Raw genomic sequence first — 13,272 nt, forward strand, 5'->3', positions numbered from 1 at the left:
GAGGATTTTATATGGATTATTCAATCGGTTCCTTTTCAAAAATTACCGGGCTCAGTATAGATACCCTGCGATATTACGAAAAAGAGCGCTTGATTCAAGTAAGCCGGGATGTATCCGGCAGGCGGAAATACACCGACACGGACACGCGATGGATTGCATTTATCAAGCGCCTGAAAGAAACGGGAATGCCAATCCGGGAAATCCGAAAGTATGCGGATCTACGCTATCAGGGTGACGCGACCATGCAGGAACGCTTGCAGATGCTGCAGGCACACCGCGCGTATATATTGTCTGAAAAAGAAAAGTGGGATGCAAATTTGGCTCATTTGGATGCAAAAATCCAAACGTATCAAGAACAGATCGCACAACTGTATCCACCGGCTACTGATAATACCGAAAAAAAGTGACTATGCAACGACATTGCAAAAGTGCAGCCCTCTTTGCCGGGCATACTGCACCGCCCGCCATGTGCCGTTGTAATCGTGTAGCGGAACGTAAATACATCAATCCGAATGATTGACCATATAGCTGGTTGCGGCGCTCCATGCAGCCGTGCCAGTGGGTATTGGATAAGCCATAGATTCCATCCGCCCCGGCCAACAGGTTGTGGCACCGTTTTTTTCACACCCCGACAGATGTTTATGAAGTTGAAGGAAACGCACATCCAGATAAACCCAAACCCAGCGAATACGTCTACATATCATCTGAAAATCAAAATGCCGCCCATACCTGCGACCATGAGAAAAAGCACCGGCTGCAAGACTTTTTCAAGTTTTTTCTTGTTAATTCTTTTCAATAAAAGTGGGCCTACGAACGCTCCGCACACCGTACCGGATGCCAAAAGTCCTACCAATCCCCAGTCAATATTGCCCATGCTCAGGTGTGCTGCAAACCCCGTAACCGCGATCCCCAACAGAACCAGCACCGAAGTTCCCACCGTTTCAAGCGCCTGGCAACCCAGGAGCATCAATCCCGCGACAATGGGGCCACCGCCGCTCAAGCCGACCATCCCGGACATAACGCCGCCGAGCAGGCCGAATCCTATCGCCTTAACCATATTAGAGGTATTTCTTTGCCGCTCCTTTTCAACCTCGGCTTTTTTATGCCTTTTCCGTAGAAAGGCAATCAGCATCTGTACGGCTAACAGTACCAAAATAATACCTGTCAGTCTATTATACAGATTTTGCGGCAGCAGACTGGAACAAAGGGAACCTGCAATAGCGCCGATCACACCGCCGGCCAGCATGGTAAGACCAAAACGAAAACGGACATTTCCGGCCTTCCAATGGCTGAATGTTCCAACCGCCGTCGTGGGAATCGTCGTTGCGAGCGAGGTGGATGCCGCAATGGCTGGCGGAATGTGAAAGAAAACGGTCAAAATCCCAACGTAAATTGACCCACCGCCGCCCCCAAGCGAAACAATCAGCAGACCGACCAAAAATCCCACAAACGGCAAGGCAATATAATGTATCACGCTAATCTTCCTCTCTGATGTTTAATGTTGAAAGCATCGCTGCTACAAGGCGCTCAAAACTTCGATCCACATCGGCCTCAGTGTTTTGAAAAAATCCCGCCCCTTCCAGTGATACAAACCCATGAAGGGCACTGCGAAAGCCCCGGACAAAATAGAGCGTTCTCTCTTTGTCGTAATGGTAAGGTTCCATCACTTGATAAAGGACGCGGACAACGGCATGGCCGGCTTCCTGAATCTCACTATCTTGGTAAGTTGGAAATCGCAGGATCGTCTTGTACAGTTCCGGATTTTCCATGGCAAATCGGCGGTATGCAAAAGCCATTGCCATCAACGCAGTTTCTTTTGAACGCCCGACAGCGGCATTTCGAATCGCACACTCCAGCCTGTCGAGAGCCATTTTCGCCATGGCCGTGGAAAGCTCTTTCAAGCCACTCAAATGGTTATAGAGCGAAGGGGATTTAATTCCCAACTTTTCGGCTATTTGCAGCAAGGAGACGTTTTCCAAGCCTTTTTCCTCCGCAAGCTCTGCGGCTGCATCTAAGATTTCCTGCATTGCCAGACCTTTTCTCATGTCCATCCCCGTCCTTATCCACACTACATTGTATCCATTATAAACTAATTTAATTAGTTTGTCAACGTATTTCCTCCACTCCATACACTCCATAAAATTTGGCCTGCCCAATAAGGCAGGCTTTTCTGTTATCCGGGGCCATATCTGCCCTTTCACATAAAAAGCGTCACAATTTCAACCCCCTACACAGGAGGTATTTATGGATTATTTCGGCCATCGTACATTGAACGTTCTGGTTATCGCGCTGGCGCTAGGCCTCGCGGCATGGGCATCGTCAACCTCAAGGGAGCAACAATTCAACTATTAAACCCACAAATCAGATAAACTGCTGACAGATAGAGCTAACAAAAACGGATGCCGTTTTGGGCATCCGTTTTTATGCTGGGAATCAACCGCTTCGCTGCCCATTATGATTCCAAACAGAACAGCCCGGATGTTTGGGTCGGCATGGACACTCTGCCTGGTTTAGATATGATGGCGGCATTGATGATTTTTTGTAACTTCCTTAGTGATACATAATATAAAATTGACTTGATTTGCCTAAGTCTGTTCAAGTAATCCATTATTTAAATAATTTTTGAAAAATACTCTTTTTCATTCGTTTGCACCTTGGAAGTTCGTTTCTGATTTTATGTCTCTCGATACATTCCGCACATTTACCATGTAAATGACATTTTGATTTTGGGCAAGTACAGTTTTCCAATCCATTTTCAAGCAAGCACTTCATCTCCCATACGATCAACAATCAACCGCTCAGCCGGAAAAGCAAGCATATCGACGTCCGCCATCTACAGAAAAGCCGTTCGGATAAACGAACGATTTCCATCAACGTTTTATTTCATTGTTTATGAAAGGAGATACCGGCCTCACCCGCAATATTTTTTACTGCACCGTGATGTTGTTGTTGCGGAATTTCACCGTCACCACCGTACCGGGCGCCACTTTGGAACCGGCGGGTTTGTCCTGCTCATAGGCCGCCTCTCCTGTGTCGGACAGGCTGGCGCCCGTCAGATTGGCGTTAAGCCCTGCGGCGGTGAGCGCCTGGCTCACCTGTGCGGGCGTCATTCCCGAAAGTGAGGGCACCGTCGCCGTCTGCTGCACGGCCGCGCCGTCGGTATAAAGCACCATTGTGCCATTGCGAGGGATTGCCTCGCCGGGCGCGGGCGACTGGGATGTGACCGTGCCGCCGCCGCCCTGAACATTCACGCTCAGGCCCTGCGATTTCAGCAGGCTGGTGGCGTCTGCCGCCGTCCGCCCGATGAGATTGGGCGCCTTGATTGCCATCTTGGCGAGCTCATCCGGCGTATACTGCGGCTCCACTCCGAGATATGGCAGAATCTCCGAAAAAATGTTACCCACCACCGGCGATGCGATGACGCCGCCGTAATTGCTGACGGGGTTGTGTGGCTCGTCCATCATGAACAGAACGGCATACTGCGGGTCGTCGGAAGGGGCCACGCCGGCAAATTCCGCCACACGCGCGGTGGGGTCCTTACTGTCGAGCTTCTGTGCCGTGCCGGTTTTGCCACCGATGCGGTAGCCCGCAACATACGCGTTCTTCCCACTGCCCTCGCTCACTTCAAGCTCCAGAATCCGGTTCATCTCTTTGGATGTTTCCGCGGAAATAACCTGCCGCTTGATGCTGGTGCCGGCAGTTTTGACCACGTTTCCGTCGGCATCGGTGATCTCGCGCACCACATGCGGCTGCACCAGATAGCCACCGTTGGCCGCCGCGGCCACCGCCGTGAGCAGTTGGACGGCAGTGAATTTATTGCTCTGCCCAAATGCAGAAGACGCCAGCTCCACCGGCCCGTACTTGTTTTCGGGAATGGTGATGCTGTCCGCCTCTCCGGGCAGATCAATGCCGGTCTTATCCGTCAAACCGAAATTGGATACATATTGATAGAATTTGGTGATGCCAAGCCGCTGCCCCACTTCGATGAATACCACATTGACCGACTCTTCGAACCCTTTGAGGAATGTGACCTGCCCATAGCCGTTGTTCCAGTCATGGAAGGTCGTACCGGACACCGTGACGGAACCGGGGTCATTAAACAGATCGTTTTCACGCACCAGGCCTTCCTCCAGCGCGCCGGACGCCGTGATGATCTTGAAGGTGGAACCGGGCTCATACGGTTCGCTGATGGCCTTGTTGCGCCACTGGGTCTGCAGCGCTTGCGAGGTTGCCGTTTTCAGCGCGTCCCCGCTCAGGCCGGCCAGTTGCTTCTGCACGTTCGTGTCGGTAATGGTATAGGGGTTGTTTGGGTCATATCCCGGCGCAGTGGCCATACCCAAGATCTCGCCGTTTTTCACGTTCATGACGATCCCTGTCACCCGGTTGGTCACATTGTTGTCGGCCAGGGCCTTCTGCAGGTTGCTTTCAAGTGCCTGCTGCACCGTTTCGTCAATGGTGAGCACCAGATTATTACCGTTCTGCGGCGCCACATATTCACCGGTGTTGTAAGGCATGTCCTCCCCCGTTGCGGTCCGCTCCGCGATGTCTTTTCCCGGGATGCCCTTTAGCACGCTGTCATACTGTGCTTCCACACCGGCAAGACCCTGTCCGTCCGACCCGGTAAAGCCAATGAGTTGGGAGGCAAAGTTTCCAAATGGATAATAGCGCTTGCTGTCCTGTGTCAGGCCGATGCAGCCGATATTCTTCTTTGTCATGAACTGCGTGATGGCATCCGCCTGGGGCTTGGTCACTTTTTTTGCAATCATGACATACTTGGATTTATTGTTAATCTGTTCGTAAATCGTACTGCGGTCTATGCCCAGAATGGACGCAAGATTGTCGGCAATGGCACCCCGCTCCGCCTCGTTTTTGATATAATAGGGCGACACCGCCACATCCCATGCCGCCGCGCTCTCCGCTAGCGGTGTCATGTTCCGGTCATAGATCGCGCCCCGCTGCGCCGGGATGGTCTGTTCGCTGAACTGCTGCTGTACCGCGCGCGCCGCATAAAAATCCGCGTTCACCACCTGCAAATCGACCAGCCTGCCGAACAGGACGACGAAACTCACCACAAACACGAGCACAAAGGCGATGACGATCTTCACGATCATGACGTTTTTCTGGTTTTTTCTTTTCTTCTTTGTTCGTGTCTTCATATATGTAACAAACCTCATCTGTTCGCATCGGCCGCACTGTGTGCGAAAAAACTTCCTTACCATCTTACCACATTTTTGATTCGGGCACCAGCGCGCCCTTCCCGAGATTTTCCGCTCCGCTCTTGACATCGGGAGAAAACCGTGTATGATGAATATGGCCGTTTACGCCGCGACAGGAAGGAAAACATATGATAGACCGGTCTTTCGTCACCACCTCGTTCGATTTTGCCGGCTACTCCATCAAAGCCTACCACGGCGTGGTGCGCGGTATCACCGTGCGCTCCCGCAGCTTTGTGGGCAATATCGGTGCCAGTTTTCAGAGCCTTGTGGGGGGCAATATCACCATCTACACCAACCTGTGCGAACAGGCGCGCGAAGAAGCGTTCGTGCGTATGCTGGAGCACGCGTCCCAAACGCCCGCCAACGCCCTTATCGGCGTCCGGTATGACGCCAACGATGTGGCGCCTGGTATCACGGAAGTAATCTGTTACGGCACCGCCGTGCAGATTGAAAAAAACGAAGCGTGAGTTTCTCAGCCCCATGCCGCGCAGGAGGCGGCAAACGAACATGGAAAAATTCATTCCCAGAGAAAAAATGAGTAAAAAAGCCAAACGTGCGCTCGACCGTTCCCGGCGCGGGACATGGGGGCCGCAAAGCCCGGTCACCCGCACAGTGGAGAGCAAGAAACGTTATGACCGCAAGAAAAATCGGTGGGATGAGCATCCCGCCGATTTTTTTATCCGTTTATCGGCGGCGCTGCTGAGTAAACCAACGGCCACCTCGTTACGCACACGCCACTTTGTCAAACCACCGTGGAAAAATGTACCCTGTCGCATATTGTAAAATACATGCAGATATATATAGACTCCCGCGCAATATTTTGATACAATCGGATATAATTTAAAAATAGAATGTTTCATGGGACAAACGGCGGCGCGCCGTCCGTTTCCCGTGCAGCATCGTCAGATGAAAACGCGTCCGGCCGGCGCGGGAAAGGGAGCTGCCATGGAAATCCGAGCATATCGTCCCGCCGACTGCATCCCCATCATGCAATTGTTTTTTGAGACTGTCCGCACGGTCGATGTCGGACAATATCCGCTTGCACAGTTGGAGCAATGGGCCAAAGCAGATACGGATACGCATGCCTGGGACAAATCCCTTGCAGGGCACTACACCGTCGTCGCGGAAGAAAACGGCAGACTTGCCGGTTTTGGAGACATCGCTTCCACCGGATATTTCAACCGCCTGTTTGTCCATCCGGATTTTCAGCGGTGGGGCATTGCCTCGCGCATGGCAGACGAACTGGAAAAAGCGGCTGAACAAAACGCCATCGGCGTGGTGTTCACCCAACTGACGGGCCTGGCCCGGCCGTTTTTCGCAAAGCGCGGGTATCATGTCATGAAAACCGACACATTGCAAAAACGCGGCCAGCGTTTTGATCTGTTCATCATGCGTAAGATCATGGCGGGCTAACGCGTGCATCTTCTGAAAACCGCGCCAACCCGGCCCGATGGGGTGCCCCCACAGATGAGAAATTTCAGCGCTTCACCAAAAGCGCGCAACATTCCACATGCGCGGTCCGCGGAAACAAATCATACGGGCGCAGACGCGTGCAAACATACCCCTCTTCCGCAAACAGCGTAAGATCACGTGCCAGCGTTTCCGGGTTGCAGGAGATATACACCACCCGCGACGGTGCCATCTGTACGACCGCTGTGACGGCCGCCGCGTCCAGCCCTTTACGCGGCGGGTCCACCACCACTACATCGGGCGCCAGGCCCTGTTGCTGCAGGCGCACCGTAGCCTCGCCCGCATCCGCGCAGAAAAAGTCGGCGTTTTCGATGCCGTTTCCCGCCGCATTGCGTTTGGCGTCGGCTACCGCATCCGGCACCACTTCCACGCCGATCAGCCGCCCGACCGCTCCGGCCATCGACAGGCCGATGGTACCCACACCGCAGTACAAGTCCAGCAACACATCGGTCTTCCGCAGATCCGCAAACTCTGCCGCCGCGTGATAGAGCCGCTCCGCCTGCCGGCTGTTGACCTGATAGAACGAAAGCGGGGACAGAGAAAAACGCAGCCCACAGAGTACATCGGTGATACGGTCCGCGCCCCAGAGGGTTTCACAGGTGTCACCGAGGATTACATTGGTGTGCGCCGTGTTACGGTTGAGCACGATGCTTTTGGTTTGCGGCGCGGCATCCAGACAATAGCGAATGAGTTGTTCTCTGTTCGGTAACCTGCCCGCGCCGCCGTTGACCACCGCGCAGATCATCAATTCGCCGGTAGATGGGGCCTGCCGCAGGAACACATGCCGCAGAACGCCTTTGCCCGTCTGCTCGTCATACGTCGATACATCGTTTTCCAGCATCCAGCGCTCGAACGCGCCCAGCACGTTTTTAAAGACGGATGGCTGGAGCAGGCACTCCTCTGCAGAAACGATGCGGTGGCTGCGCGGTGCATAAAACCCGAACACCGGCCTGCCGTCCCGCCAGCCGACCGGATACTGAGCCTTGTTGCGGTAGGCCAGTGTCTGTTCGCAGCCAACAATCGGTTCCGGCTCAATCTCCAGCTTAGCGATGCGATGCAGGGCGTCCCTCACCCGCTCTTCCTTCAGACGCAGTTCCTCCTCATAACAAATATGCCGAAACACGCATCCGCCGCAGCGCGAAAACACCGGGCAGTCCACCGGGATGCGCTCGGGCGACGGTTGCTCCACCGCAAGCAACCTACCGAAGGCATAACGCGCACGCACCGCCACGATCTGCACGCGCACCGTATCCCCGCGCGCGCAGCCCGGCGTAAACACCACCATATCGTCCACACGGCCGACCCCCTGGCCATCCTGTGTGACGCCGGTGATCGGCAGCGTCCATTCCGTATTTTTCTTCAGTGCCATTCCGTTCTCCCGCCCATATTCACAGACCTAAGAGCGCCGCAAAACAAACGTTTGCGGCGCTCTTTTCACAATGCTCATCAAGCATATCAATCCAGAAATCCACGTCTGCGGACACGCCAGCACACCAGCGCGACCACGGTGCAGATCAGGAGGCCCAGACAGGTTACGGCCAGCATCTCTGTAGGAACACTCCATCGTGCCCCGGAGGAAGACTGCATCTTGGCCGCCTGGCGGGACGGATTGGCCGCAACCGCGGCGGTTGCCTCCGCCTTCACCTGCGGCGTTTCCAACTTGTCGGCAGTCGGGTCGGCCGGCTGTGCGAACGCATAATCCAGCAGGTGGCGCGTATCCCCATAGATGGCCTCGGAGTTCGCGCCGTCCAGCACCACGGCGATCAGCGTACGCCCGTTTTTTTGGGCCACCGTCACCAGTGTGTTGCCGGACATCGTTTCCCATCCGGTCTTGCCGGCCTCCACATCCGCATCATAATAGGCCGTCTTCTTCATCATTTTGTGCAGCGTGGTGAACGATTGCGCCCCTTTCCGCAGTGCGGAAACCGGCAGCGTAAAAGAGCGCGCGCTGAAATACCGCATCAGCGTGGGGTTTTGTGCGGCCGCCCGCGTGATAAGCGCCATGTCGTAAGCGGAAGTGTAATTGTTGGGGTCGGGCAAGCCGTTCGGAGTAGAAAAATGGCTGTCCTTCGCGCCAAGCGCCGTTGCCTTCTGGTTCATCATATCCACAAAGCCGCTCACCGAGCCGCCGATATGATCCGCGATGGCAATGGCGGAATCATTGGCGGAAGCCAGGAACATGGTATATTCCAACTGTTCCATTGTGATGGTATCCCCCGGAACCAGCGCAATATTCGCCACGCTAGAGCCCTGCGCCTGTGTGACATCCTGCGGCACCGTAATCACATCGGACGGGTCGCCGTTTTCCACCGAAACCAGCGCGGTGAGAATCTTGGTGATGCTGGCCGGATACATCCGATTATGCATGTCTTTCTGATAATAAATCTGCCCGGTATCCGCATCCGCCACCAAACCGGTCGCGCACGCCAGAGCCGGAGCGCCACTCGTATCGGCGGCTCCCGCAGACGCACTCTGCTGCTTGGTTGACGTCGATTTTGCCTGCACAGGCAGGGCCATGCACGCTAAAAGCCCCACAGACAAAAGCGCACAGGTTATTTTCTCTATTTTCATAAAACCAGTCCAGATCGCAATCAAAGTTTGTCAAATCTACAAAGAAAATGGAAATACCATCGCATTTTATTACGTTTTTGTTACAACACTGTTACTTATTGTAACGCAGTCTTCGGCACAGTGCAAGTATTTTTCCATTTTCCCAGTATTTTTCGACAACCTCGGGCGCGCGCTTTATTGGTTATGCGTCTGATGTTCACAAACCGGCGGCTCCTGTGCATCATCTTCGCACCGCTCGTACACATCCACATGAAAATCCAGTGGTGTGGACAATGTGGGCAGATGCGCCAGCCGGGCGGAAGCATCCGCAGGTGTTTTCCAGTAATATGGTGTCATCGCGAACAAATCGTTCATCTGGCCGCCCCGTACCAGGATCTCCCTCTTTTCAGAAAACTGCCGCATCTGCCGGAATCCCGGCAGATAATAGGTGTTGGGCGGGTTTTCATACGGGTCGTCGTATAAGATTTCCTTAAGCCCGAACAGGTGCCTGGAACCGGGCGAAACGATGAAAAGCAACCCTCCCGGTTTGAGCACCCGCGCGCACTCCGCGCCGCAGACCGGCGCGAATACGCTGAGCACGATGTCCACACTTGCGGGGCACAGCGGCAGCTTGAACAGGCTGGCCACTGCAAGTGATACCTCTTCCCCGCGCTTTGCACCCGCGCGCACGGCCGCTTTGGAGATATCCACCCCCGCCACCGTGGCCGGAATATTCTGCCGACGCAGATATGCGGCGATGCCGGCGGTGTAATAACCCTCGCCGCAGCCCGCATCCACGATAAGCGGGTCCTTCTCTCCCCGCCCGCGCAGAAACGCGGCCGTTTCGGAGCAAAGCCGGTTCAAAAGAAAGCCATAGGCCCCGCTGTCCAGAAAACGGCGCCTGGCGGTCACCATTCCCTTGCTGTCGCCCGCGTGGGTGCGGTTGGTCACCCACAGGTTGACATATCCGCCCGACGCGATATCAAAACTGTGCCCTGCGGAGCAGCGCAGGGTCTGGCTTTCCCGGATCAGCGCCTGTCCGCAGACAGGGCAGCAAAAACATTCAAACATATCGGTTCCTTTGTCTGCCGCGCGGGTGGTTTTGCCGTCCGCGCGGGCTTCTCATTGATGCATATGCACGCCGCCGCCCGATTATGCCGGGCTCACGCATCCGCCCGATTCGGCGCATGCGCGGAGGCCGATACGGGCTGCGGCAAATACTTTTTCAGATATTGCCCGGTATAAGATGCCTCACAAGCGGCCACTTCCTCCGGCGTGCCGGCGACGACCAGCGTGCCGCCGCCGTCCCCGCCCTCGGGGCCGAGGTCGATGAGGTGGTCCGCCGTTTTGATGACATCGAGGTTGTGTTCGATGACCAATACGGTGTTGCCGCCGTCCACCAGCGTCTGAAGCACATCGATCAGGCGGTGCACGTCGGCAACATGCAGGCCGGTGGTAGGCTCGTCGAGAATATAGATGGTCTTGCCGGTGGAGCGGCGCGCCAGTTCGGTCGCCAGCTTGACGCGCTGCGCCTCGCCACCCGAGAGCGTGGTGGCCGGCTGCCCGATCTTGACATATCCCAGGCCCACGTCAAACAGTGTTTGGAGCTTGCGCTGCACGCGCGGCACGTTTTCAAAAAAGGAGAGCCCCTCTTCCACCGTCATTTCCAGCACATCATAGATGCTCTTGCCCTTGTATTTCACTTCCAGCGTTTCGCGGTTATAGCGGTGGCCCTTGCACACGTCGCAGGGCACGTACACGTCCGGCAGGAAGTGCATCTCAATCTTGATGATGCCGTCGCCCTGGCAAGCCTCGCACCGCCCGCCCTTGACATTGAAGGAGAACCGGCTGGCCGTATAGCCGCGCATCTTGGCATCCTGCGTGGCGGCAAAGAGCGAACGGATGTCGGTGAACACACCGGTGTAGGTGGCGGGATTGGAGCGCGGCGTGCGCCCGATGGGCGACTGGTCGATGTCGATGACCTTGTCGAGGTATTCGATACCGGTCATCTCACTATGTGCGCCGGGGTGCGTCCTGGCACCGTTCAGCTCGGCCGCCAGCCGCTTGTGGATGATCTCGTTGACCAGCGAGCTTTTGCCCGAACCGGACACGCCGGTCACGCAGGTGAACGTGCCCAGCGGCACTTTCACGGTGATACCCTTGAGATTGTTTTCCCGCGCGCCCTTCACCACCAGCTTGTGCCCGTTGCCTTTGCGGCGGCTCTCCGGCACCTCGATCCGTTTCACACCCGAAAGGTACTGCCCGGTGACGGACTCCGGACATGCTTTGATATCCTCCACCGTGCCCGCGCAGATGATTTGGCCGCCGTGCACGCCCGCACCGGGACCCACGTCCACGATCCAGTCGGCGGCGTACATCGTATCCTCGTCATGTTCGACCACGATGAGGGTATTACCGATGTCACGCAGGTGGCGCAAGGTGGCCAGCAGCCGGTCGTTATCCCGCTGGTGCAGACCGATGCTCGGCTCGTCCAGAATGTAAAGCACCCCCACCAGCGACGAGCCGATCTGCGTGGCCAGGCGGATGCGCTGGCTCTCGCCACCCGAAAGAGTGGCCGCCGCGCGCGAAAGCGTGAGATATTCCAGCCCGACGTTTTTCAAAAAACCCAGCCGCTCGCGCACTTCCTTGAGAATGCGCCCGGCGATGAGCTGTTCTCTGGGCGTGAGTTCCAATCCATCGAGAAATGCCAGCGCCTTGGTGATGGACAGGCGGCAGAACGCGTCGATATTCAGCCCGCCCACCGTGACAGCCAGCACCTCTTTTTTCAGACGCGCGCCGTGGCAGGTGGGACAGGGCTCCTTGCTCATACAGCTTTCGATCTCGGCGCGCATCCAGTCGCTCTGCGTTTCTTTATACCGCCGCTCCAGATTGTTTACCACGCCCTCAAACGGCGCGTGGAAGGTACCGGAGCCGAACGCGCCCTCCCGCCGGAGGGTGATTTTCTCATCGCCGGTGCCAAAAAGAATGACGTCCAACGCCTTTTTCGGCAGGTCTTTCACCGGGACAGAGAGCGAAAAACCGTAATGCTCCGCCAGCCCGGTGTAATACATATGCGAGATGGAACCGCCGTCCAACGCATTCCAGCCGCTGGCCTGCACCGCGCCGCCCTCGATGCTGCGGGTCTTGTCCGGGATGATGCGTTCGGGGTCGATGCGCATGCGGAAACCCAGACCGCCGCAGGTCTCGCACGCGCCATAGGGGTTGTTGAACGAGAACATGCGGGGCGAAAGCTCCTCCATGCTCACGCCGTGCTCCGGGCAGGCGTAGTTCTGCGAAAAGAGGATTTCCTCACCGCCCACCACATCGGCGATGGCCAGCCCGCCCGAAAGCGCGGTGGCGGTCTCGAGCGAATCAGCCAGACGGCCGCGCACTTCCGGCTTGACCACCAGACGGTCCACCACGATCTCGATGTTGTGCTTCTGGTTCTTGGTGGGCTTAATTTCCTCGGTCAGATCATAGAGATTGCCGTCCACCCGCACGCGGGCAAAACCGCCGCGCCGTGCGGCCTCAAATTCCTTCTGGTGCTCACCCTTGCGCGCACGCACCACCGGCGCCAGGATCTGAAGTTTGGTTCCCTCGGGCAGCGCCAGCACCTGATCGACGATCTGGTCGATGGTCTGCTGCCTGATCTCCCGCCCGCAGACCGGGCAATGCGGGATTCCTATGCGCGCATAAAGCAGGCGCAGATAGTCGTAGATCTCGGTTACGGTGCCCACGGTGGAACGCGGGTTATTGGAGGTGGTCTTCTGGTCGATGGAAATGGCGGGCGAAAGGCCGTCGATATAGTCCACATCCGGCTTGTCCATCTGCCCTAAGAACTGGCGGGCATAGGAGGACAGCGATTCCACATACCGTCTTTGCCCCTCGGCATAGATCGTATCGAACGCCAGCGAGGATTTGCCGCTGCCGGAAAGCCCTGTGAAGACGATGAGCTTGTCGCGCGGCAGTTCCAGATCGACGTTTTTCAGGTTGTGCGCGCGCGCGCCCTTGATGAAAATGGTGTTTTTCGGCATTG

11 protein-coding genes are annotated in these 13,272 nt (G+C 56.1%); 4 read left to right on the top strand and 7 right to left on the bottom strand.

Features of this window, described 5'->3' with window-relative positions:
- Nucleotides 1–11: 11 nt before the first annotated feature.
- On the top strand, nucleotides 12–407 hold the full coding sequence (locus ETHHA_RS07620; RefSeq protein ID WP_013485402.1) for a MerR family transcriptional regulator: 396 nt from the start codon (nucleotides 12–14) through the stop codon (nucleotides 405–407).
- 293 nt (nucleotides 408–700) lie between these two features.
- Here ETHHA_RS07620 and ETHHA_RS07625 read toward each other — a convergent pair whose 3' ends face one another.
- The 3 genes from ETHHA_RS07625 to ETHHA_RS07635 form a co-directional block, all read right to left on the bottom strand.
- Entirely contained in the window at nucleotides 701–1,474 is a 774-nt protein-coding gene (locus ETHHA_RS07625; RefSeq protein ID WP_013485403.1) for a sulfite exporter TauE/SafE family protein, read from the bottom strand.
- Nucleotide 1,475: 1 nt separating this feature from the next.
- Nucleotides 1,476–2,045 (bottom strand): TetR/AcrR family transcriptional regulator, encoded by a 570-nt coding sequence (locus ETHHA_RS07630; protein ID WP_041687369.1) that lies wholly within the window; start codon nucleotides 2,043–2,045, stop codon nucleotides 1,476–1,478.
- Between the two features lie 882 nt (nucleotides 2,046–2,927).
- Nucleotides 2,928–5,156 (bottom strand): penicillin-binding transpeptidase domain-containing protein, encoded by a 2,229-nt coding sequence (locus ETHHA_RS07635; protein WP_013485407.1) that lies wholly within the window; start codon nucleotides 5,154–5,156, stop codon nucleotides 2,928–2,930.
- Nucleotides 5,157–5,344: 188 nt separating this feature from the next.
- On the opposite strand from ETHHA_RS07635, the gene ETHHA_RS07640 reads away from it, so the two are divergent.
- From ETHHA_RS07640 to ETHHA_RS07650, 3 genes are all read left to right on the top strand, one after another.
- A complete protein-coding gene (locus ETHHA_RS07640; RefSeq protein ID WP_013485408.1) occupies nucleotides 5,345–5,683 on the top strand; it encodes a YbjQ family protein in 339 nt (112 codons plus the stop codon).
- Nucleotides 5,684–5,723: 40 nt separating this feature from the next.
- Entirely contained in the window at nucleotides 5,724–5,999 is a 276-nt protein-coding gene (locus ETHHA_RS07645) for a hypothetical protein (RefSeq protein WP_013485409.1), read from the top strand.
- 162 nt (nucleotides 6,000–6,161) lie between these two features.
- Nucleotides 6,162–6,629, top strand: a complete 468-nt coding sequence (locus ETHHA_RS07650; RefSeq protein ID WP_013485410.1) for a GNAT family N-acetyltransferase — start codon at nucleotides 6,162–6,164, stop codon at nucleotides 6,627–6,629.
- A 64-nt stretch (nucleotides 6,630–6,693) separates the two neighbouring features.
- On the opposite strand, the gene rlmD is transcribed toward ETHHA_RS07650, so the two are convergent.
- The 4 genes from rlmD to uvrA form a co-directional block, all read right to left on the bottom strand.
- On the bottom strand, nucleotides 6,694–8,055 hold the full coding sequence (rlmD, locus tag ETHHA_RS07655; protein WP_013485411.1) for a 23S rRNA (uracil(1939)-C(5))-methyltransferase RlmD: 1,362 nt from the start codon (nucleotides 8,053–8,055) through the stop codon (nucleotides 6,694–6,696).
- 86 nt (nucleotides 8,056–8,141) lie between these two features.
- Nucleotides 8,142–9,203 carry a D-alanyl-D-alanine carboxypeptidase family protein gene (locus ETHHA_RS07660; protein ID WP_049776582.1) on the bottom strand — a complete coding sequence of 354 codons (1,062 nt, stop codon included), beginning with the start codon at nucleotides 9,201–9,203 and terminating at the stop codon, nucleotides 8,142–8,144.
- Between the two features lie 228 nt (nucleotides 9,204–9,431).
- The gene (locus tag ETHHA_RS07670) at nucleotides 9,432–10,307 is read right to left on the bottom strand and encodes a putative RNA methyltransferase (protein ID WP_013485413.1); all 876 of its coding nucleotides are present in this window, start codon (nucleotides 10,305–10,307) and stop codon (nucleotides 9,432–9,434) included.
- Nucleotides 10,308–10,399: 92 nt separating this feature from the next.
- Complete coding sequence (gene uvrA / locus ETHHA_RS07675; protein WP_013485414.1) at nucleotides 10,400–13,270, bottom strand: excinuclease ABC subunit UvrA; 2,871 nt, start codon at nucleotides 13,268–13,270, stop codon at nucleotides 10,400–10,402.
- Nucleotides 13,271–13,272 lie beyond the last annotated feature (2 nt).

This window comes from Ethanoligenens harbinense YUAN-3, assembly GCF_000178115.2.
GTDB lineage: Bacteria > Bacillota > Clostridia > Oscillospirales > Ethanoligenentaceae > Ethanoligenens > Ethanoligenens harbinense.